At 65.2% G+C, this 20,035-nt stretch carries 17 protein-coding genes; 10 read left to right on the top strand and 7 right to left on the bottom strand.

The window, feature by feature from the left end:
- Positions 1-280 precede the first annotated feature (280 nt).
- The 3 genes from hemA to ispG all read left to right on the top strand — a co-directional run bounded on the left by hemA (position 281) and on the right by ispG (position 4,206).
- Positions 281-1,504: a 5-aminolevulinate synthase gene (gene hemA, locus IEV87_RS07035; RefSeq protein ID WP_188476940.1), complete on the top strand. Its 1,224-nt coding sequence runs from the start codon at positions 281-283 to the stop codon at positions 1,502-1,504.
- Between the two features lie 225 nt (positions 1,505-1,729).
- Entirely contained in the window at positions 1,730-2,968 is a 1,239-nt protein-coding gene (locus tag IEV87_RS07030; RefSeq protein WP_188476939.1) for a helix-turn-helix domain-containing protein, read from the top strand.
- A 110-nt stretch (positions 2,969-3,078) separates the two neighbouring features.
- The gene (gene ispG / locus IEV87_RS07025; protein WP_188476938.1) at positions 3,079-4,206 is read left to right on the top strand and encodes a flavodoxin-dependent (E)-4-hydroxy-3-methylbut-2-enyl-diphosphate synthase; all 1,128 of its coding nucleotides are present in this window, start codon (positions 3,079-3,081) and stop codon (positions 4,204-4,206) included.
- Positions 4,207-4,473: 267 nt separating this feature from the next.
- Here the strand turns inward: ispG and IEV87_RS07020 are convergent, their stop codons facing one another.
- The 3 genes from IEV87_RS07020 to IEV87_RS07010 are packed head-to-tail and all read right to left on the bottom strand — an operon-like array spanning position 4,474 to position 7,335.
- Positions 4,474-5,142 (bottom strand): hypothetical protein, encoded by a 669-nt coding sequence (locus IEV87_RS07020; RefSeq protein ID WP_188476937.1) that lies wholly within the window; start codon positions 5,140-5,142, stop codon positions 4,474-4,476.
- Positions 5,139-5,882 (bottom strand): DsbA family protein, encoded by a 744-nt coding sequence (locus IEV87_RS07015; protein ID WP_229737459.1) that lies wholly within the window; start codon positions 5,880-5,882, stop codon positions 5,139-5,141. Before IEV87_RS07015 ends, IEV87_RS07020 begins: the two co-directional genes overlap by 4 nt.
- A gap of 40 nt (positions 5,883-5,922) precedes the next feature.
- A complete protein-coding gene (locus tag IEV87_RS07010; RefSeq protein WP_188476935.1) occupies positions 5,923-7,335 on the bottom strand; it encodes a M48 family metalloprotease in 1,413 nt (470 codons plus the stop codon).
- On the opposite strand from IEV87_RS07010, the gene IEV87_RS07005 reads away from it, so the two are divergent.
- Positions 7,292-8,443: a pyridoxal phosphate-dependent aminotransferase gene (locus IEV87_RS07005; protein ID WP_188476934.1), complete on the top strand. Its 1,152-nt coding sequence runs from the start codon at positions 7,292-7,294 to the stop codon at positions 8,441-8,443. The genes IEV87_RS07010 and IEV87_RS07005 overlap by 44 nt on opposite strands.
- Before the next feature lie 30 nt (positions 8,444-8,473).
- Here the strand turns inward: IEV87_RS07005 and IEV87_RS07000 are convergent, their stop codons facing one another.
- Positions 8,474-9,295: a helix-turn-helix domain-containing protein gene (locus IEV87_RS07000; protein WP_229737458.1), complete on the bottom strand. Its 822-nt coding sequence runs from the start codon at positions 9,293-9,295 to the stop codon at positions 8,474-8,476.
- Between the two features lie 223 nt (positions 9,296-9,518).
- On the opposite strand from IEV87_RS07000, the gene IEV87_RS06995 reads away from it, so the two are divergent.
- A complete protein-coding gene (locus IEV87_RS06995) occupies positions 9,519-9,887 on the top strand; it encodes a hypothetical protein (RefSeq protein ID WP_188476933.1) in 369 nt (122 codons plus the stop codon).
- Between the two features lie 7 nt (positions 9,888-9,894).
- Here the strand turns inward: IEV87_RS06995 and ilvN are convergent, their stop codons facing one another.
- Positions 9,895-10,476: an acetolactate synthase small subunit gene (gene ilvN, locus IEV87_RS06990; RefSeq protein ID WP_188476932.1), complete on the bottom strand. Its 582-nt coding sequence runs from the start codon at positions 10,474-10,476 to the stop codon at positions 9,895-9,897.
- Positions 10,477-10,579: 103 nt separating this feature from the next.
- The gene (locus IEV87_RS06985) at positions 10,580-12,334 is read right to left on the bottom strand and encodes an acetolactate synthase 3 large subunit (protein WP_188476931.1); all 1,755 of its coding nucleotides are present in this window, start codon (positions 12,332-12,334) and stop codon (positions 10,580-10,582) included.
- Between the two features lie 604 nt (positions 12,335-12,938).
- On the opposite strand from IEV87_RS06985, the gene IEV87_RS06980 reads away from it, so the two are divergent.
- The 3 genes from IEV87_RS06980 (at position 12,939) to IEV87_RS06970 (ending at position 17,357) form a co-directional block, all read left to right on the top strand.
- Positions 12,939-14,024, top strand: a complete 1,086-nt coding sequence (locus IEV87_RS06980) for a TRAP transporter substrate-binding protein (protein WP_188476930.1) — start codon at positions 12,939-12,941, stop codon at positions 14,022-14,024.
- A 71-nt stretch (positions 14,025-14,095) separates the two neighbouring features.
- Positions 14,096-14,989, top strand: coding sequence for a TRAP transporter small permease subunit (locus IEV87_RS06975; protein WP_188476929.1), 894 nt, complete (start codon positions 14,096-14,098; stop codon positions 14,987-14,989).
- 13 nt (positions 14,990-15,002) lie between these two features.
- Positions 15,003-17,357 (top strand): TRAP transporter large permease, encoded by a 2,355-nt coding sequence (locus IEV87_RS06970; protein ID WP_188476928.1) that lies wholly within the window; start codon positions 15,003-15,005, stop codon positions 17,355-17,357.
- A gap of 59 nt (positions 17,358-17,416) precedes the next feature.
- On the opposite strand, the gene IEV87_RS06965 is transcribed toward IEV87_RS06970, so the two are convergent.
- On the bottom strand, positions 17,417-17,872 hold the full coding sequence (locus tag IEV87_RS06965) for a DUF1236 domain-containing protein (protein WP_188476927.1): 456 nt from the start codon (positions 17,870-17,872) through the stop codon (positions 17,417-17,419).
- Between the two features lie 326 nt (positions 17,873-18,198).
- On the opposite strand from IEV87_RS06965, the gene IEV87_RS06960 reads away from it, so the two are divergent.
- Positions 18,199-19,470 (top strand): VPLPA-CTERM sorting domain-containing protein, encoded by a 1,272-nt coding sequence (locus IEV87_RS06960; protein ID WP_188476926.1) that lies wholly within the window; start codon positions 18,199-18,201, stop codon positions 19,468-19,470.
- Positions 19,460-20,035: a peptidoglycan-binding domain-containing protein gene (locus tag IEV87_RS06955; RefSeq protein ID WP_188476925.1), complete on the top strand. Its 576-nt coding sequence runs from the start codon at positions 19,460-19,462 to the stop codon at positions 20,033-20,035. The genes IEV87_RS06960 and IEV87_RS06955 overlap by 11 nt, the downstream gene beginning before the upstream one ends.

Genomic DNA, 20,035 nt, shown 5'->3' with positions numbered 1-20,035 from the left:
GCGGGCCGGGCGGTGTCCAGCGGCCTTTGCTGCGCGGCACGCGGTCGCACGGGGCGTATTCGCTAACCGTCTGGAAACCATACTGAAATGTTTTTGCAACGCCACAGGTGCGGAACCCGCGCGGGTTTGACGTGGATCAAGGGCAGAGGGGGGCGGCAATTTGTAACCTGCCCGTGAAGCCGGTACGGACTTAAAACCGTTCCAATTCCGACCCGACGGTGCTAGCACCGGACCGCCGCCCCCCGGTTCGGGGCCGCGCGAAGACCAAGGAGGACCGCCCGTGACCTACGAGGCTCAGCTCGACCAGGCCCTCGGCCAGTTGCATGAAGAAGGCCGTTACCGGACCTTCATCGACATCGTGCGCCACAAGGGGCAGTTCCCCCACGCCACCTGGTCCCGCCCCGACGGCAGCCAGAAGCCGGTGACGGTCTGGTGCGGCAACGACTATCTCGGCATGGGGCAGCACCCGGTCGTCCTGTCCGCGATGCACGACGCCATCGACGAGGTCGGCGCGGGCTCCGGCGGGACGCGCAACATCTCGGGCACGACGCTCTACCACAAGGCGCTCGAGACGGAGCTGGCGGATCTGCACGGCAAGGAAGCGGCGCTGCTGTTCACCTCGGCCTACATCGCCAACGACGCGACTCTGTCGACGCTGCCCAAGCTGTTCCCCGGCCTCATCATCTATTCCGACGCGCTCAACCACGCCTCCATGATCGAGGGCGTGCGCCGCAACGGCGGGGCCAAGCGGATCTTCCGCCACAACGACGTCGACCACCTGCGTGAACTGCTGGAGGCGGACGATCCCGCCGCGCCCAAGCTTATCGCCTTCGAATCCATCTACTCCATGGACGGGGATTTCGGCCCGACGGAGGCCTTCTGTGACCTGGCCGACGAATTCAACGCGCTGACCTATATCGACGAGGTCCACGCCGTCGGCATGTACGGCCCGCGCGGCGGCGGGGTCAGCGAACGCGACCGGCTGGCGCACCGCATCGACATCATCAACGGCACGCTCGCCAAAGCCTACGGCGTCATGGGCGGCTACATCGCGGCATCGGAAAAGATGTGCGACGCGATCCGGTCCTATGCGCCGGGCTTCATCTTCACCACCTCGCTGCCGCCCGCGGTCGCGGCGGGGGCGGCGGCTTCTGTCCGGCATCTGAAGACTGACCAGGCGCTGCGCGATCTGCATCAGCAGCAGGCGTCGATCCTCAAGACCCGGTTCAAGGCGCTTGGCCTTCCGCTGATCGACCACGGCAGTCATATCGTCCCGGTGACGGTCGGCAATCCGGTGCATACCAAGATGCTGTCGGACATGCTGCTGGAAGACCACGGCATCTACGTCCAGCCGATCAACTACCCGACCGTGCCCCGCGGGACGGAGCGACTGCGCTTTACCCCGTCCCCCGTGCACGGCCCGAAAGAGATCGACGCGCTGGTGCGCGCGATGGATGCGCTCTGGTCGCACTGCGCCCTGAACCGGCAGGAACTGGCCGGCTGAGGAGGGGGGATCGGCGGACCTCCGCTTGTGGGTCGTCTCAGCCAACACCACAACCCCTTGTGGTAACCCTGTTGCAAAGGGAATCGGCGCGATAGCGCGAAACACGGCCGGGGACGGCGCGTTTTTCTGGATTACTCCTTGAATCGTGTTAGGCTCTTGTAAACAAAGAGCCGGACTCGAATCGGGGTGAAATCGAGTCGGCACACTCGCGGACGGGGCAGCTGCATGATACGGCGCAAGGCAAAACCCAAGCTGGGTCTGGAAGAGGACCAGCCGAAGGGATTTGACGATTACGAGCTGAGACTTGGCGACATGATGCGCGGCGAACGCGCTACCATGGGCAAGTCGCTGCTCGACGTGCAGCGCGAACTCCGCATCAAGGCCTCCTATATTTCCGCGATCGAAAACTGCGATCCCGACGCATTCGAAACGCCCGGATTCATTGCCGGCTACGTCCGCTCCTACGCGCGTTACCTGAACATCGACCCGGACCGCGCCTTCGCGCAGTTCTGCGCCGAAAGCGGCTTTGCCACCGCGCACGGCATGTCCGAAGCGGCCTCCGGCGTGCGCAAGCCGCGCGTTGCGGCCCCGGTACAGGCGAAGAAATCCGGCGATCCGCTGGCCTCCGCCACCCCCTTCCTGCCGGAACGGGAGAGCATTTTCGCGCGGATCGAACCCGGTGCCCTTGGTTCCGTCGCGGTGCTGGTCGCCCTGATCGGCGTACTTGGCTACGGCGGCTGGTCCATCCTGACCGAGGTGCAGCGCGTCCAGTTCGCACCCGTCGAACAGGCCCCCGACGTGCTGAGCGATCTTGATCCGATCCAGGCCGTGCCCGGTGGCACGCTGCCCGAGTCGCCCGAGCGCGTCTCGACCTCCGCGCGGGCAAGCGAAGGGCTCGACCGTCTGTACCGTCCCGAGGCGCTGGACATCCCGGTTCTGGTTGCGCGCGACGCGCCGATTTCCACGCTGAACCCGTCCGAGGTCGGCACCATCGCGGAACGCTCCGAGGGTGAGGTCACCCTGGCCGGAACCGCCGAGGACCGTGCCGTTGCCGCCGCACTTGCGGGACTTGCGGCAGAGGATGCCACCCAGACCACCCCGCGGGTCACCGAAAACGTCGGTCCCGGAGTCACGCTCGTTGCCGTGCGCCCCGCCTGGGTTCGTGTCAGCGCCGCGGACGGCACTGTCGTCTTCGAAAAGATCCTCGACGCGGGTGAGGAATACCAGGTTCCGCTGACCGAAGAGCCGCCGCTGCTGCGCGCCGGCATGTCCGGGTCGCTTTATGTTTCGGTCGAAGGACAGCTCCGTGGCCCGCTTGGCCCCGGCACCCAGACGATCCGCAACATCGCGCTCGACAGCACGGCGATGAAGGATGCCTACGCGGTCGCCGACCTGACCGCCGATCCGGTGGCCGAAGAGGTGATGCTCGCCAAGGCGAAACTGCTGGACGGCCCTTCCGACTGATCCCTGGCGACTGATCGCGGGCCCGTGATGCGGCCCGACCGGCCCGACGCATTGCTCCGGGCCGTTTGCCATAGTATGCCTGCGCCCGAGCGAATGCCGCAGAGGTCCCCATGTCGCACAATCCCGTCCGCCCCTGGCGCAACATCGACCGCCGCCAAAGCCGCCGGATCATGGTCGGCAGCGTGCCGGTCGGCGGCGGCGCCCCGATTTCCGTCCAGACGATGACCAACACCGATACGTCGGACGTCGCGGCGACGGTGGCACAGATTCAGCGGGCGGCGGATGCGGGGGCGGATATCGTGCGCGTCTCCACCCCCGATCAGGCGGCGACCCGGGCGCTGAAGGAGATCGTGCGCGAAAGCCCGGTGCCGGTCGTTGCGGACATCCATTTCCACTACAAGCGTGCGATCGAGGCCGCAGAGGCCGGCGCTGCCTGCCTGCGCATCAACCCGGGCAATATCGGCGACGCGAAGCGGGTGGCGGAGGTCGTGCAGGCCGCGAAGGACCATGGCTGTTCGATCCGGATCGGCGTGAACGCCGGATCGCTGGAGAAGCACCTGCTGGAGAAGTACGGCGAGCCGTGTCCCGACGCGATGGTGGAATCCGGGCTGGACCACATCCGCATCCTTCAGGATCACGATTTTCACGAGTTCAAGATCTCCGTGAAGGCTTCGGACGTCTTCATGGCCGCCGCCGCCTACCAGCAGCTGGCCGAGGCAACGGACGCCCCGATCCACCTTGGGATAACGGAGGCCGGGGGGCTCATGTCCGGCACCATCAAGTCGGCCATCGGCATGGGCAATTTGTTGTGGATGGGTATCGGAGACACGCTCAGAGTGTCACTTTCCGCGGATCCTGTTGAGGAAGTGAAAGTCGGGTTCGAGATGCTGAAGTCTCTGGGCCTGCGTCACCGGGGGGTCAACATCATCTCCTGCCCTTCATGCGCGAGGCAGGGGTTCGACGTCATCAAGACGGTCGAGACGCTGGAAAAGCGGCTGGAGCACATCAAGACGCCGATGTCCCTGTCGATCATCGGCTGCGTCGTCAACGGCCCCGGAGAGGCCCTGATGACCGACGTCGGCTTCACCGGCGGCGGGGCCGGGTCCGGCATGGTCTACCTGGCGGGACAGCAGAGCCACAAGCTGGGCAATGACCGGATGATCGACCACATCGTCGAGCAGGTCGAAAAACGGGCCGCGGAGATCGAGGCGCAGGGGGCGAAAGAAGCGGCGGAGTAGGGGACTTGTACCGGGGCCGGCGCGGCCCCCTCACCCTGACCCTCTCCCCTGCGGGGAGGGGGCCTGTTGCGCAGGGATGGTCAGGGATGTTGCCGGTCCGGACGTCGTCGTCTTTCGTAGGGCGGGTTTTCAACCCGCCACCCCTCACACGGTCATCCTCGGACTTGACCCGAGGATGACAGCGCGCAGGGAGACCCACGGATCAATCCCAACTGTGACCCGGCGGAGGATCGGACTACCGAGCGCCGTCATCCCTCCGCCAACCGCCTAATCCGTCACGTATTTCTCCAGTACAACCCCCGGCATCGCGCCCTGCAGCATCATGCGCGGGAAGACGTAGGCGGGCGTTTCCGTGAATTCCAGCCGCCGGAACGCCCCGGCCTCTGCCTGCGGAGCAGGGCGCAGCATGCGGTCCTGAACCCATCCCCGCGTCTCCAGCAGCGCCCGCAACCCTTCGGCATCCCCGGCCGCCAGCATCTCTGCCCGCGCCGCGTGATAGGCCCCGGCACCCTGATGATCGAGGAGGGAAAGCAGCAATCGAGCCGCCCCGGAGCTTTCGGCAAAGCGCGGTTCGACGCGGAGGTCGGGATGGCGGGCGACAAGCGCCTCCAGCTCTGCCCAGGCCGTACCGCAGGCCGCGCAGGGATAGGTTTCGAAGAAGACGATGGTCAGGCGCGGCGTGTCCGACCCGATGCCGCGCGGCGTCGGCGCAAACAGCGCCGCAAGGTCGTCGATCCGGTCCAGGTCCTGCTGTGCCTCCTCGGCGTAGAGGTCCGGCGCATCGATCTCGAGGGCGCGCGCAACCGGGTCCGGATCGGCCAGCAGCGCCGCGCGGACCTCCTTCCCGAAGGCCGCGCGCTGGTCCTCGCTCAGGTCCAGCCCGGCCGCCGCGACAGGTCCGGCAAGCAGCAGCGCCGGGAGAGCGGCGCGGATCACCCGTCCCGCTGCTCCGACACGATTTCGGTCATCGCGTCGAGCGGCACATAGCCCCGGATCATCTGCTCATCGAAGACGAAGGTCGGCGTGCCGTTGATCTGCAGCGCCTGCGCCAGCGCGCGGGTCTGCCGAATCTCCTCGTCCACGGAGGGGTCCTCCAGCCGGGCCACGACCGGAGCCGGATCGATGCCCAGCCCCTCGGCCAGACGCGACAGCGCCGCTTCGTCGGTGGCCCCGCGATAGTCCATCAGCGCATCGTGGATCAGCGCATAGGCCTCGTCCCCGGCCGCCTGCCGCGTCGCGATGGCAAAGCGCGAGGAGTCGAGCGACTCCTGGCCGAGGATGGGGAATTCCTTGACCACGAAGCGGATGTTGCCATCCGCCTCGACCAGTTCCTTGACCTCCTGAAATGCCTTGCGGCAGTAGCCGCAGCGGTAGTCGAGGAATTCCACCACCGTCACGTCGCCTTCGGGGTTGCCGCCGACCCAGGAGAAGCCGTCGTTGAAGATCGCCTCCGCATGCGCCCGCACGAGGCTCAGGTCGTCGGTTTCCTGCGCGGCGGCCTTGCGTTCCTCCAGCACGGCGACCGCTTCCATGATGACCTCCGGATTGTCGAGCAGGTAGGCGCGGACCTCCTCGCGGAAGGCCTTGCGTTCGGCCTCGCTCATCGCGGTCAGGTCAAGCGCCTGCGCCGGTGCGGCCAGCAGGCCCATCAGGGCAAGGGGGACAAGTCGGGTCATCTGGGGCCTCCGGGGCAGGGGACGGGTGTCGGTCTCGGGGTCATTCGGCGTCTTCCACGGCATTCAGCACATCCTGCGCGCGTTGCCAACCGGCGGACCCGTTCGGCAGCAGGTCTGCGGCGCGCTTGGCGAGGATCCGCGCCTCTTTCGTGCGCCCGTTCATCGCATGCGCATCCGCCGTGACCAGCGCGCCCATGCCGGGGTTGCCGGACTTGGCATAGGCCGTTCCGAGATCGCGCAGTGCCATGCTGTTGCGCCAGTCGGACGCCACCGCGCGTTCGAGATAGGGGATCGCCTGCCGGGTCCGGTCCGCCCCGCCAAGCGCCAGCAGGGCGTGCCCGTACCCGGCCTGGATCAGTGGATTGCGCGGATCGCCTTTCATCGCGGCGGCATAGGCATTGGCGGCGGCCCCCCAATTGCGCGACTCCAGCAGGATCTGGCCCCGCAATTCCTCGTAATAGGGATCGCCGGGCCGCGCGGCGCGGGCGCGGTCCATCGCGGCCAGTGCCTTCTTCGTCTGGTTCTGCCGGTGATGGGCCACCGCCTCGCGCATGGCACGCACGTCCGGGGCCGGGCTGTCGTTCAGACGCTGGAAGGTCCACTTGGGATTGCGGATGAAGGCTGACAGCTTGCCCTTGGCGCGGTCGAACCAGTAGTCCGCCTGCGGATCGGGGCGCGGTCCCTTGGAATACTTCGTCGCCAGCACCTTCAGCTGACGCAGCCGGTCGCGCGACAGGGGATGCGACTGCGCGTAGACGTCCTGGCGCGACGCGGGCAACGCCTCCTGCCCGGCGAACAGCTCCATGACCTTGACGGCACCCTGCGGGTCCACGCCGGCGACGGCCATGAAGCGCACGCCAGACTGGTCGGCGGCGCTTTCCTCGGCCCGCGTATGCCCGAAGAACACCCGCTGCGCGGAAGAGGTCATGCCGATCGCCACCCCGCTGGCCACGTCCCCGCGCCCGGAGGCGACGCCGGCAACCGCCGACAGCGCCATGCCCAGCATCATCACGTTCTTCGTCGCCTGCATATTGGTCGCGCGGCGCACCAGATGCCCGTTGGCAATATGCGCGGCCTCGTGCGCGATGACGGACTGCAGTTCGGCGGCGGAGGTCAGCCGAAGGATCATGCCGGAATGGATGTAGATCGCCGTCGGGTCCAGGACGAAGGCGTTCATGTTGTTGTCGTTGACGACATAGACGCCGACCCGCGAGGTGCTGAGCCCGGCCGCCCGCAGGATGGGGCTGGCCAATTCGCCGAGCGCATGTTCAATGTCCGCGTCCCGGATCAGGGATGCGGCGGGCAGATTGCGCGGAAACGTCGCAAAAACGAGCGCGAGGATCAGCAGGACGGGGCGGATGTGGGACCTCACGTTGTGCTGGCGGGGCAGGGTGGATAGGTTGTCGGATATGCAGACACTGGTTTCAAGGCGCGGGGATGTCGATCCCTTCATTGTGATGTCCATCCTGAAGATGGCCGAAGACCTGGAGGCCGAGGGCCGCAGCATCATCCACATGGAGATCGGCCAGCCCGCGACGCCCGCCCCCGCCAGTGCCCGCGCCCGCGTCCGCGACATGCTGGACAGCGATGCGCTTGGCTACACCGTTTCGCTAGGCCTGCCGGAGCTGCGGGAGCGGATCGCCGGGCTTTATCGCGACTGGTACGGCATCGACCTCGATCCGGGGCGGGTGGTGGTGACGCCGGGGTCCTCGGGCGGGTTCATCCTGGCCTTCACCGCCCTGTTCGATCTGGGCGCGAAGGTCGGCATCGCCAATCCCGGCTACCCGGCCTACCGCCAGATCCTGAAGTCGCAGGGGCTGGAGCCGGTCCTGATCGACACCGAACTGCAGGACGGCTATCAGCCACGCGCGGACCAGATCGCCGGGGCGGGGCTGGACGGGGTGCTGGTCGCCTCGCCCTCCAACCCCGCCGGAACCATGCTGGACCGGCCCCGGATGGAGAGCCTGATGGCGGCGGCACGCGACAGCGGCACCGCCTTCATCTCGGACGAAATCTACCACGGGCTGCACTACGGCGCGCGCGGCGTCTCGGCGCTGGAGATCGGGGACGAGGCTTTTGTCATCAACTCCTTCTCCAAGTATTTCTCCATGACCGGCTGGCGCATCGGCTGGATGGTCGTGCCGCCGGACCGGGTCGCCGCGGTGGAAAAGCTGGTCCAGCACATGTTCATCTGCGCCCCGCACGTCAGCCAGATCGCCGCCATCGGCGCGCTCGGGGCGACGGAGGAACTGGCCGCGAACCATGCCACCTATGCCGGCAACCGCCGGACGATGATCGCGGGTCTGGAGGCCGCGGGCATCACCCGCTACGCGCCCCCCGATGGCGGTTTCTATATCTACGCGGATATTTCGCACCTCGGCGCCGACAGTCTCGACCTGGCCGAGGCGCTGATGCGGGAGGAGGGGGTCGCGGTCACCCCCGGCTATGATTTCGACGCCACGCGGGGCGGGCGCAGCTGGCGCCTGTCCTATGCCGGTGCTCCGGATGACATCGCGGAAGGCATGCGCCGCATCGCCCGGTTCTGCGCTGCACGCGGCTGAGGGCGGACCGTCCGGCCCGCCCGTCCGGCTTTACCGGAACGCTTCGTCCATGCGCAGCAGGCGCTGATGGAAGCGCGGCAGTTTCTCCGCCGGGATCAGCCCGCCTTCGCGTGCGGTCCAGCGGATGGACTGGCGGTTGTGCCCGATATGTTCGTACACCGTCCGCTCTACCCTGCGGCTGCGTATGGTTTCGCGCACCGACCGCGCCGAATAGCCTTCGAGGAAGTGTCCATCCATCGCGGGGAAGCGCGACAGGAACTGGTAGGAGCAGGTGATCGACCCCCGCCGCGCCGCGATATTGGCGACGCCTTCTTCCTGCAGCAGGAAAATCCCGCGGAATTCGCGTGACGGGCCATCGGTCGGCAGGCCCTGCTGTTCCATCGCATCCTTCGCCTCGTAGCCGCGCAGGAAGGTGTAGCCGTCCTCGCGGAAGACCAGCAGCATGCCAAGCACAGCCATCGTGTCGTCGACGAAGGAGCGGCGCGAGAAGCGGTAGAGGCCGGAGGGCACGATCTCCTCGGGCACCTTGGTCGAATTGGCGCCGATGAAGTCCCGGATGGCGGGGTGGTTCAGCAGTTCCGCATTGCCGTCGGGTACGGAGTCGACAGGCTCCAGCAGGATCCGCGCGTCCTTTCCGAAGAAGGCACAGATCCGGTGCAGCACGTCGGGCCGGGGAAAGCTTTCCCCCGACAGGTAACGGTTGAACTGCGTCCGGTTGATCCCGAGGTCGCGGCAAAGTCCCGCAATCGAAGGAAAATCTGAACTGAGCTGGCGCAGGTTCGCGCCAAAGATGTTTCGAATTCCAGCCGGGTCAGTTGGTGCCTGACTCACGTTCTTGGCAGATCGGGGCAAGTTCCGGGGCTCCGCTTATTCTGTTTTACCTTCCTGTCTGACGCTATACAGAGACAAAATTTCACTAGTTAGACGTTAAATAGCGTCATATTTGCAACTCTATAGCGACATTCCGGAGAATGCACGCCACAAATTGCTGGAACCCGGTACAGGATTGGGAATATGCGGACTCTGGTTCTTTCCACAGACTGTTAACAGAACGGATTTGCGTACGGAGACCATGATGTTCGGTGTCGTACTGTGGAGCAGCCGCGAGGTTTTGAAAGCGGTCATATGGTGTGAGGATCACGGCGACCTCGCGTTTCTGGATGAAACGGGCGGCGAGAGTGACGCACAGGGGCTGCCGGAACCGGGCGATCTGGTCCGCTTTGAAATTCAATGGGATAGTACGGTGCGGCGGGCGCGGAATGCCAGCGTCGTGGCTCCGGAGCTTTATCCGAACCTGGTCGCGGCTCTGACCGGGGCCTGCGCAACGACCATGCCGAATGCCTGTACGCACGGTAACAGGGTACTACCGTTCCGGCAGCCTCAGACGACGCCGAAGAGCACCAGCGAACACCACTCCGGAGCCCTGTCGGCCACCGGCGGATGACGACACGTCAGCCGCCCTGGCGATAGGCATCAGACCCGCGCGACAGGGCCGCAACCCCGGTCCGCGCCATTTCGATCAGCCCGAGAGGGCGCATGAGATCGGCGAAGGCGTCAATTTTTTCCGGCGCGCCGGTGATCTCGAAGACAAAGCTGTCGAGCGTGCTGTCCACCACGCTGGCGCGGAAGATATCCGCCAGCCGCAGCGCCTCGACCCGCTTGTCGCCCGCGCCCGCGACCTTCAGCAGCGCCAGTTCCCGTTCCACTGCCGGGCCTTCCACGGTCAGGTCATGCACCCGGTGCACCGGCACGATGCGGCCAAGCTGCGCCTTGATCTGTTCGATCACCTGCGGCGTGCCGCGCGTGACGATGGTGATGCGGGACAAATGCCCGGTGTGGTCGACCTCGGCCACCGTGAGGCTGTCGATATTGTAGCCGCGCCCCGAGAAAAGCCCGATGACGCGGGCCAGGACACCCGCTTCGTTGTCGACCAGTACCGCAAGGGTATGCGCCTCTTCCACATCGGAAAAGGTCGGACGCAGGTTGTAGGCCGAATGCTTGGTGGAGCCTTTTTTGATCTGAAGTGCGTTCATCGGGTTGGTTCCTTGATTTTCTAGCGGTGCCGGGCTGAAGCCCGGCCTGCGTCGGTCCGGCGTGGCGGGGTAGGGCGGGCTTCGGCCCGCCGTTCGGCCCCGTTCAAACCAGCGCCGCGCCGGCCCCCTGAATGGCATCCGTTGCAGCGGCATCGCCAAGAAGCATCTTGTTGTGCGGTTCGCCCGACGGGATCATCGGGAAGCAGTTTTCGTGCTTCTCGACAAGGCAGTCGAAGACCACCGGACCGTCGTGGTTCACCATCTCCATGATTGCGTCGTCGAGGTCGGCGGGATCCGAACACTGGATCCCCTTGGCCCCGAACGCCTCTGCCAGCTTGACGAAATCGGGCAGGGATTCCGACCACGACGACGAATACCGCTCCCCATGCAGAAGCTGCTGCCACTGACGCACCATGCCAAGGCGTTCGTTGTTCAGGATGAACTGCTTGACGGGCAGGCGGAACTGCATCGCGGTGCCGAGTTCCTGCATGTTCATCATCCACGACGCCTCTCCGGCCACGTTGATGACGAGCGCGTCGCGATGCGCCATCTGCACGCCGATGGAGGCCGGGAAACCGTATCCCATGGTGCCGAGCCCGCCAGAGGTCATCCAGCGCTTCGGCTCGTCGAATGTCAGGTACTGCGCGGCCCACATCTGGTGCTGCCCGACCTCGGTCGTGATGTAGCGGTCGCGGTCCTTTGTCAGTGCCTCCAACCGCTGCAGCGCATGCTGCGGCTTGATGATCTTGTCGGAGTTGCGGAATTGCAGGCAGTCCACCGCGCGCCACTTGTCGATCTGCGCCCACCATTTCGTCAGCGCCTCGCGGTTCATCTTGCGCCCGCGCGACTTCCAGACCTTGAGCATGTCCTCGAGCACATGCGCCACGTCCCCGACGATCGGGATGTCGACGCGGATCACCTTGTTGATGGACGACGGGTCGATGTCGATATGCGCCTTGACCGAATGCGGGCTGAAGGCGTCCGTGCGCCCGGTGATCCGGTCGTCGAACCGCGCGCCGACGGCGATCAGCAGGTCGCAGTCGTGCATCGCCATGTTCGCCTCGTAAAGCCCGTGCATCCCGAGCATGCCGAGCCAGTTCTTGCCCGTGCCCGGATAGGCGCCCAGCCCCATGAGGGTGGAGGTGATCGGAGCCCCGGTCGCTTCAACCAGTTCCCGCAGCAGCTGCGAGGCCGCGCCGCCGGAGTTGATCACCCCGCCGCCCGTGTAGAAGATAGGCTTCTTGGCGGACTCCAGCGCCTCCACCAGTTCGTTGATCTCGGTCATGTCGCCCTTGACCTGCGGCTGATACCGCTTCGACCCGCCCTTGACCGGAGCGGTGTAGGTGCCGGTGGCGAACTGCACGTCCTTGGGGATGTCGACCAGCACCGGGCCGGGGCGGCCGGCGGTGGCGACGTGGAAGGCCTCGTGCAGAATGCCGGGCAGCCTGTCGGTTTCCTTCACCAGCCAGTTGTGCTTGGTGCAGGGGCGGGTGATGCCGACCGTGTCCGCCTCCTGGAAGCCGTCGGTGCCGATGAGGAAGGTCGGAACCTGCCCGGTCAGCACCACGATCGGGATGGAGTCGAGCAGCGCGTCCGCCAGCCCCGTCACAGCATTGGTCGCGCCGGGGCCCGAGGTGACGAGCACCACGCCCGGCTTGCCGGTCGACCGGGCATAGCCTTCGGCCGCGTGAACCGCGCCCTGTTCGTGGCGCACCAGAATGTGCTGGATGTCGTTCTGCTGGAAGATTTCGTCATAGATCGGCAGCACCGCCCCGCCCGGATAGCCGAATACGGTGTCGACACCCTGATCCTTCAGAGCCTGCACCACCATTCTCGCACCAGTCATCTGACGTGCCATCGTCTTTCTCCGTTTTGCGGCCTTGCCCGGCCATTCGACAACAAAAAAGCCCCCGGCGGTTTTCCGGGGGCGCATGGGGTCCTGAACAGGTTCCGGTTCTACCGGCCCATGCGCCTTTCTCCTACGATGACGACTAGCGTGGTCATGCCCAAGGGCCCTTTCGAATTGCTAACGGAGCATTAGGCAGTCCCGTCCCCGAGGTCAACCGCTATTCCGCAGATAAAATGTCGCGGAGCGGTGGAAATCTTTCCGAAAGTTGCGAGGCGGGTCCGAATTCTTTCCGTTATGGAAATGGATTGACCGTCCGGACGGGTGAGAGGCCGACTCACCCGTCGTCCTGAGGGGGCCGGAGCCCGCACCGGGCCGACTGTCCCTCAGGTTGGGCAAGTTACCGAAGCGTAAAGGAAATCGGGCGCCGCCGGGCGCAGGGTCAACAATGCAAAGGCGCAGTTGCGTCAGGCCGCCGAGATTGCAGGGAACCATACGGAACCGTCAAAGAAAATGTTTGCGCTCTCGTCCGCTGTATGTAGGTTGTGGCACACTCAAATCGCCGGGCTGCTTGGGAATTCCGGTCCGGCAAGATTGATCTGTTGGGAGGAAACAAATGGATCGTCGCTCTTTTCTGAAGACGTCCGCACTGGGCGGTTCCGCCGTTGCGGCCACGTCCCTGGCAGCCCCGGCCGTCGCGCAGGGCACCACCACCTTGACCATGGTCACCACCTGGCCGCGCGGCCTTGCCGGTGTCTGGGACTCGGTCGAGCGGTTCAGCAACAACGTGAGCGAAATGTCCGGCGGTTCGCTGGTCATTGACGCAAAGGGTGCGGGCGAACTCGTCGGTGCGCTGGAAAGCTTCGACGCGGCGACCTCGGGTCAGGCGGACATGTACCACGGCGCGGACTACTACTGGGTCGGCCAGCATCCCGCATGGGCCTTCTTCACCGCCGTTCCCTTCGGCATGACCGCACCGGAAATCATGGTGTGGTACTATGCGCAGGACGGCATGGCGCTGCACCACGAACTGGGCGAAGTCTTCGGCATCAAGCCGTTCATCGCCGGACAGACCGCGGCGCAGGGTGGCGGCTGGTACCGCAAGGAAATCAACTCCGCCGACGACTTCAAGGGCCTCAAGTTCCGCATGCCGGGCCTCGGCGGCCAGGCGCTCGCCGAACTCGGCGCCTCGGTGCAGAACATTCCGGGCGGCGAAATCTACCAGGCGCTGTCCACCGGCGCTCTGGACGGCACCGAATGGATCGGCCCCTGGTCGGACGAGAAGCTCGGCCTGCAGGAGGTCTGCGACCACTACTACCCCGCCGGCTTCCACGAGCCGGGCGCGGCCCTTTCCGTCGGCTGCAACCTCGAGGTCTTCAACAACCTCACGCCCGAGCATCAGAAGATCATCGAAAAGGCCGCGGCCGACGCGCACCAGCACAACTACGCGGTGTTCATCGCCAACAACGGCCCGGCTCTCAAGCGTCTGAAGGACGGCGGCACCCAGGTGCACGAATTCTCCGACGACGTGTGGGATGCCTTCGGTTCGGCGTCCAAGAAGGTGCTCGACGGCTTCATGGGCGACGAGATCTTCGCCAAGATCCGCAACTCCGTGGACAGCTCCATGGCGGCGACTGCAGGCTGGGTCTCCGTGTCGGACGGTGCCTACACCCGTCAGCGCGCACGGGTCACCGGCGCCTGAGCCAGGACATGGCTTGATAACAACCGATGCGCGCGGTATCCGCGCGCATCTTTCGTTCGGGGGGATGAAACATGCTGGACGGACTGGCCTGGGTGGCCACGCAGATCGGCCTCGGCTTCTACAATATCTTCTTTGCGGTCACGAACCCGTCGCTCTGGCTTGACTGGTCCGACAAGGAAGCACTGCTGCGCGTCGTCTACTACGGCGGGTCGGTGCAGTTCTTCTTCGCGGTGATCGACATCGTCCTGGTCCTCACGGTCATCGGCATGATCTTCCGCCCCGTGATGTGGCGCATGGTGCGCGGGCTCGAGGGCTTTGCCAACTTCGTCGGACGCACCGCCGCATGGGCGGGCCTCATCATGGTCGGCCAGCAGATCATCATCATCTTCCTCCAGTCGATCTTCCGCCTCGGAGAGATCACGCTCGCCCCGCTCGGCATCGGCATGACCTATTCGGTCACCTGGTATGCCGAGGGGCTGAAGCTCTGGAACGCCATCGTCGTCGCGCTCTGCGTCTCCTACGCCTTCGTGCAGGGCAGCCACGTCCGGGTCGACCTGATCTACGCCGGCGTCAGCCACCGCGTGAAGAAGCTGATCGACATGTTCGGATCGCTGTTCTTCATGATCCCCTTTGCGGTCGTGGCCTGGATGTACTCCTGGTACTTCCTCTGGCGGCACCTGATCACGCCCAAGGTCTCGGCCTCCGACAAGCTGGACCTGATGCTCAAGAAGGCGATGATCGTGAAGTGGAACGTGGAAACCATCGGCTTCAGCCCCGACGGGTTCGACGCCTACTTCCTGTTCAAGATCCTCATCCTGGCCTTCATCGCGCTGGTCTTCGTGCACGCGGTGGCCTTCTTCTGGCGCTCCTACCTCGAATTCGTGGAGGGGCCGGAGAGCCAGGATAAGTACCTCGACCGGGATACGCTCGGCGAAGGTGAAGAACTCTACGAAGGCACGCACTGAGGGATCGCGGGATATGTTTTTCGGACTAGACGGCGTCGAAGTCGGCCTCATCATCGTATTCCTCGCCCTGTTCGGCGGGATCCTCTCGGGCTTTCCGGTGGCCTTCGCCATTCCGGGCGCGGGGGTCATCTCCTTCGCGGTCATCGCCTGGCTGGATACCCAGGGCCTGCTGATCCATCAGGCGATCGACACCGGGTCGCAGGCCTTCCGGGACCTCGTCAACTCGGGCGTGAAACGGGAGACGATCTCAATCTTCCGATACCCCGACCTGCCAAGGGTCGCACAGCCCGTCTTCGACCGGGGCTGGGAACTGGCGGCGGACCGGAACCTGTCCTTCATCGTGAACCGGATGAACGAACGCGTCTTTGCCGGCCAGTCGATCGAGACGCTGCTGGCCGTGCTGATGTTCGTCCTCATGGGCATCACGCTGGAACGCTCCAAGATCGCCAACGACCTGCTGACCACCATGGCGCGCGTCTTCGGTCCGCTGCCGGGCGGTCTGGCCGTGTCGGTCGTGGTCGTGGGCGCCTTCCTCGCCGCCTCCACCGGGATCGTCGGCGCAACCGTGGTGACCATGGGTCTGCTGTCCCTGCCGACCATGCTCAGGAACGGCTATTCGCCAGAGTTGTCGACAGGGGTCATCGCGGCCTCCGGCACGCTTGGTCAGATCATCCCGCCTTCCATCGTGATCGTGCTCCTTGGCACGCTCGCGGGTGACCTCTATTCCGCCGCGCAGGAAACCCGCGCCCAGAACTTCGGCTGCACGGACGCGCTGACCTACCTCGGCCGTCCGGCGGTCGTTTCGGTCGGCACGCTGTTCCAGTCGGCGCTGCTGCCGGGGATCCTGCTCGCCGTGCTCTATGCGGGCTACGCCTTTGTCTACGCGCTGCTGAACCCCAAGAAGGCCCCCGCGGTGCATATCGAGGAGGCGGACGGCGAATACATCTCCCGCAACGAGGCACTGACCTGGTTCGTTGCCGTGCCGGTCATCATCATCGGCGGCCTGTTCGCAGCCTACGAGATGCGGCTGATCGGCCCGCAGGACATCACCGTTTCGCACTATACCGAAGTGGAGCGGCTGGACGCCCTGCGCACCAACGTCTCTCCCGAATGCCAGCAGGCGATGATCGACCTGCACGGCCAGTCCCGTTGGGATGACTCCGTTGCGGCGCGCACGGCCCTAGCCGAAAGCGGCGGTACGGAGGAGACCCGCGAACTGACCCAGGACGAGCTGAACGAAAAGATGGCGGCCAAGCTGTCCTCCATCGCGCCCGTCGGCTCCGGTGTCGCGACGCTGTTCGGCATGGTCCTGCTGACGCTGGCCATTGCGCGCGGCGTGAAGCCGAGCGCGCCGTTCGGCCCGCTTGGCATCGGCCTGCTTGGCGTCGTTCTGGCCTTTGCGCTGGATGTCGTGCTGATCGGACCGGGCATGTCCGGCGGCACCAAGGTGGCGATCCTGATGATCCCGCTGCTGATCTGCCTCTGGTCACTGCGCCACGCGGTCGAGCGCATGGCCGAGAACGACCTGATCCGTGTGGTCTTCCCGCCGTTGGTTCTGATCGTCGCGGTGCTTGGCTCGATCCTCGGCGGGATCACCAACCCGACCCCGGCGGCGGCACTTGGCGCGGGCGGGGCGATCATGCTGGCGGCCTATCGCAAGCTGAAGGACGAGGGGAACTCCGGCAAGATCATCATCTGGGCGACGCTGGCGCTGGCCGCGCTCATCCTGATCGGCATCAACTTCGACCTGCGCATGAACCAGGAGGTCGTGACCTTCGAGAACCGCGTCGGCTATGTCTTCGCGCTCTTCTCCTACATGCTGGCCGGGCTGTCGCTGATCTATGCCTGCATGGTGCTCTACCGGAACGGAGTCCTCACACCAATCGTGCGCGAGACGGCGAAGGTGACATCGATGGTCTTCACCATCCTCATCGGCTCTCAGCTGCTGAACCTCGTCGTCATCTCGTTCGGAGGGGAGCACTACATCCAGGATTTCCTGCGCTCGTTCGACAACGAGTTCACGGTCTTCCTGCTGGTGATGCTGGTGCTCTTCATCCTCGGCTTCGTGCTGGATTTCCTCGAAATCATCTACATCGTCGTCCCGATCGTCGGCCCCGTCATCTACGGCGGCAGCTTCGATCCGAAATGGGTGACGATCATGATCGCGGTGAACCTGCAGACCTCGTTCCTGACGCCGCCCTTCGGTTTCGCGCTGTTCTACCTGCGCGGGGTCGCCCCGCCGTCCGTCACCACCGGGCACATCTACCGGGGGATCATTCCCTTCGTGCTGATCCAGGTGGCCGGGCTTGCGCTGCTGTGGTTCGTGCCCTCGATCGTGACCATCGTTCCGGACCTGCTTGGCAGGTAACACCACACAGGAAAACGGCCCGGAGCAACCCGGGCCGTTTCGCTTTGCGGGGACGCCGGTCAGTTGACCGGAACGACCTCGATCACCTGGCGGGTCTGCGCGTCCACGATGATCGGGTTGGAGTCCGTGTAGACATAGGCGTATTCGGTCTCCGGCACCGGGGTCAGCACGACCGTTTCCGGAACGATGTAGCCCGCGGCGACCTGGCCGTCGATGATGACGGGGGCGACCGGGTTGGTCTGGACATAGGTCACGACTTCGCGGTCCGGCGTGGCGGCATTGCCGCCCGTGGCGCCGATGGCGGCCCCGACGACGGCACCGACCGGCCCGCCGACGATGGCGCCTGCGGTGGCACCCGCAACGGCACCGGCACGGGCGTTGCCGGCCTTCTCCTCGGTGTTCTTCTCGGTGTACACGGTCGCGCCATTCTGGGTGTAGACGGTGGTCTCGGCCACGGCGGCAGTGGCAAGAAGGGCCGAGCCTGCGGCGGCGGCGATGAGTGCGGTTCTGAACATCTGATGTCCTTTCGGTTGCTTGCGACCCCGACAGTGCCGGAGCCTGATTGTGCAGACACAACACCCAACCCTGCTGCCGGGTCCCGCGAACGGGCGAAAAGAGCGGCGGAGCGCCGATACGGACATGCGCCTCCGCGTAAGGACGTGAGCCGCTGTAACGTCATGAAATGTCCCGTGACCCGACGGCGGTCGCTGGTCCCTATCGACAGGCTGACGGTGCGAGGATTGATTGACGTTGCGTCAAGAACAGCCCGTTTCCTTGAGGCGTAGGCACCGGTCGTTTAGACCGAAGGTATTCACAAGTCATGATATTTCGAGGGAACACCATGAAAAACCGCGTCCTGCCAGCCCTGGTCATGAGTGCCCTGGCCTCTGCCGCCCACGCAGATGTCGTTCAGTTCAGCGTCAATGTCCCCGTCGTGCAGGAGTTCTACTACTCCGGTCCATCTCCGGATTCTTACGACGAATATTGCAACTACTGCTTCTACGACGAATACCTCCAGACCGTGAACAACGCGGGTATCTGGAGCCGGGACGAGCTGTCGATCTCGCCGACCAACGCGCCGACATACATCGAAAGCGAAGGCTTCCTCTCCGGTATCTGGACCTTTAATACCGACGTGCTGGCGCAGGACCTCACCGGATTTACCGATCAGGAGGGGACCCAGATCGGAAGCTTCGGTCTCTCCTCCAGCTTTCGGGTCTTCTACGGCGGCGACATCGTCGGTCAGGCCGTGACAGCGCGGACGGATGTGCTGGTGGCCAACAACCTCGTCGTGGGCGAGGGCGGTGAGACGCTGGATGTCATCGGGCTGCGCGCCTTCCTTCCGGAAGAGGATCCAGAGCATATGAACAGCGGCATCATGCTTCTGTTCTCCGGCGGCTCCAACTGGTTCGAGGACGCGGCGGGCGATGTGCCCGACCTGACCGACCTGGAACGCGCCGTGGTGGAATACGAATACATGGAGTTCGAGGACCTGGAGACAGACTATGTCCGGTTCTCCGAATTCATCAGCGGTGAGCTGACATCCTCCGACCAGATCGAACTGCGCAACTTCGGCGCGGCGGACGGCACCTCGGAAGAGACGCCGCTGCTGCCGACGCTCGTGTCGGTGGAGGACGAAGGCGGCGTGCCGACCTACGAATTCTCGCTTGAAGAGGTCAGTATCTCGGGCAACGACATCGTCTTCATCGATCCGGAAATCGCCACTGGCTACGTCTACGAAATGGTCGGCCCGGGTGAGATCACCACGATCGTCGCCCCGACCCTTGCCGCCGTGAACGACGCCGACGGCTACGTCGTCCGCCTGCCGGACGGCACCACCTTCACAATCGACCCGGGCGAGACCGTGGTGCTGTCAGAGGCCGTCACCGGCTTTGAACTGACCGGCATCGACCCTGAACTCGGCATCCTGCCCGAGGATCAGACCACCTTTGTCATCGGGCTCGGCTTCTCGGGTCTTGGCACCGGGTCGGCGGTGACCCAGACGGCCATTGTCACGGACTACCCGGCGGTCCCACTGCCCGCGGGCATGGTGCTGCTGCTCTCCGGCCTTGGTGGTCTTGGCCTGGCCCGCCTGCGCAAACGTGCGGCCTGACCGGGCGATCCTGGCGGGCGCGGTCTGTGCCGCGCTTGCCGCGCCTCCTCTGACCGCGGCCGATGGAAACGGCAGCTACGCGGTCGAAGGGCCGGGGCGCATGATCTGCGCCGATTTCGCAGCCTTGTCCCCCGACGAACCGCGGGCGCGCGACGTCGCGGTCTGGCTCTCGGGCTACATGACCGCGCACAACCGGCTGCTGACCGGGACCTTTGACCTGACCCCCTGGCAGACCCCCGGCACCCTGACCGGGCTTCTGGCGCAGTTCTGCGCCGCCAATGGTGACGAGGTGGTCGAGAAGGGGGCGACCGAACTGGTCAATTACCTTGCCGACGCGAGGCTGCGAGACCGGGCGGATGCGGTTGCGGTGAAGCATGACGGCAAGGTCACGATGATCTACGCCCCGCTGCTTTCTGACGTTCACGCAAGGCTCGCGGCGGCTGGCTTCCCCTCCGGAGGGCCGGACAAGCTTTCGCAGGCGCTTCAGGCCTACCAGAACGCCAACGGGCTGACGCCCACGGGTCTGCCGGACCAGCCGACGCTTCTCAAACTGATGGCGCGCTAG

This window comes from Primorskyibacter flagellatus, assembly GCF_014638275.1.
Taxonomy (GTDB): domain Bacteria; phylum Pseudomonadota; class Alphaproteobacteria; order Rhodobacterales; family Rhodobacteraceae; genus Pseudooceanicola; species Pseudooceanicola flagellatus_A.
Note: the sequence above shows the minus strand (reverse complement) of the source record. Positions and strands in the feature narration are given on the sequence as shown.

Excerpts from the sequence above, each read along its gene's own strand:
- IEV87_RS07030 (WP_188476939.1), top strand. The coding sequence starts at position 1,730 with ATGATACGGCGCAAGGCAAAACCCAAGCTGGGTCTGGAAGAGGACCAG.
- ispG (WP_188476938.1), top strand. The coding sequence starts at position 3,079 with ATGTCGCACAATCCCGTCCGCCCCTGGCGCAACATCGACCGCCGCCAA.
- IEV87_RS07015 (WP_229737459.1), bottom strand. The coding sequence starts at position 5,882 with ATGACCCGACTTGTCCCCCTTGCCCTGATGGGCCTGCTGGCCGCACCG.
- IEV87_RS07005 (WP_188476934.1), top strand. The coding sequence starts at position 7,292 with ATGCAGACACTGGTTTCAAGGCGCGGGGATGTCGATCCCTTCATTGTG.
- IEV87_RS07010 (WP_188476935.1), bottom strand. The coding sequence starts at position 7,335 with ATGAAGGGATCGACATCCCCGCGCCTTGAAACCAGTGTCTGCATATCC.
- IEV87_RS06995 (WP_188476933.1), top strand. The coding sequence starts at position 9,519 with ATGTTCGGTGTCGTACTGTGGAGCAGCCGCGAGGTTTTGAAAGCGGTC.
- ilvN (WP_188476932.1), bottom strand. The coding sequence starts at position 10,476 with ATGAACGCACTTCAGATCAAAAAAGGCTCCACCAAGCATTCGGCCTAC.
- IEV87_RS06985 (WP_188476931.1), bottom strand. The coding sequence starts at position 12,334 with ATGGCACGTCAGATGACTGGTGCGAGAATGGTGGTGCAGGCTCTGAAG.
- IEV87_RS06980 (WP_188476930.1), top strand. The coding sequence starts at position 12,939 with ATGGATCGTCGCTCTTTTCTGAAGACGTCCGCACTGGGCGGTTCCGCC.
- IEV87_RS06975 (WP_188476929.1), top strand. The coding sequence starts at position 14,096 with ATGCTGGACGGACTGGCCTGGGTGGCCACGCAGATCGGCCTCGGCTTC.
- IEV87_RS06970 (WP_188476928.1), top strand. The coding sequence starts at position 15,003 with ATGTTTTTCGGACTAGACGGCGTCGAAGTCGGCCTCATCATCGTATTC.
- IEV87_RS06965 (WP_188476927.1), bottom strand. The coding sequence starts at position 17,872 with ATGTTCAGAACCGCACTCATCGCCGCCGCCGCAGGCTCGGCCCTTCTT.
- IEV87_RS06960 (WP_188476926.1), top strand. The coding sequence starts at position 18,199 with ATGAAAAACCGCGTCCTGCCAGCCCTGGTCATGAGTGCCCTGGCCTCT.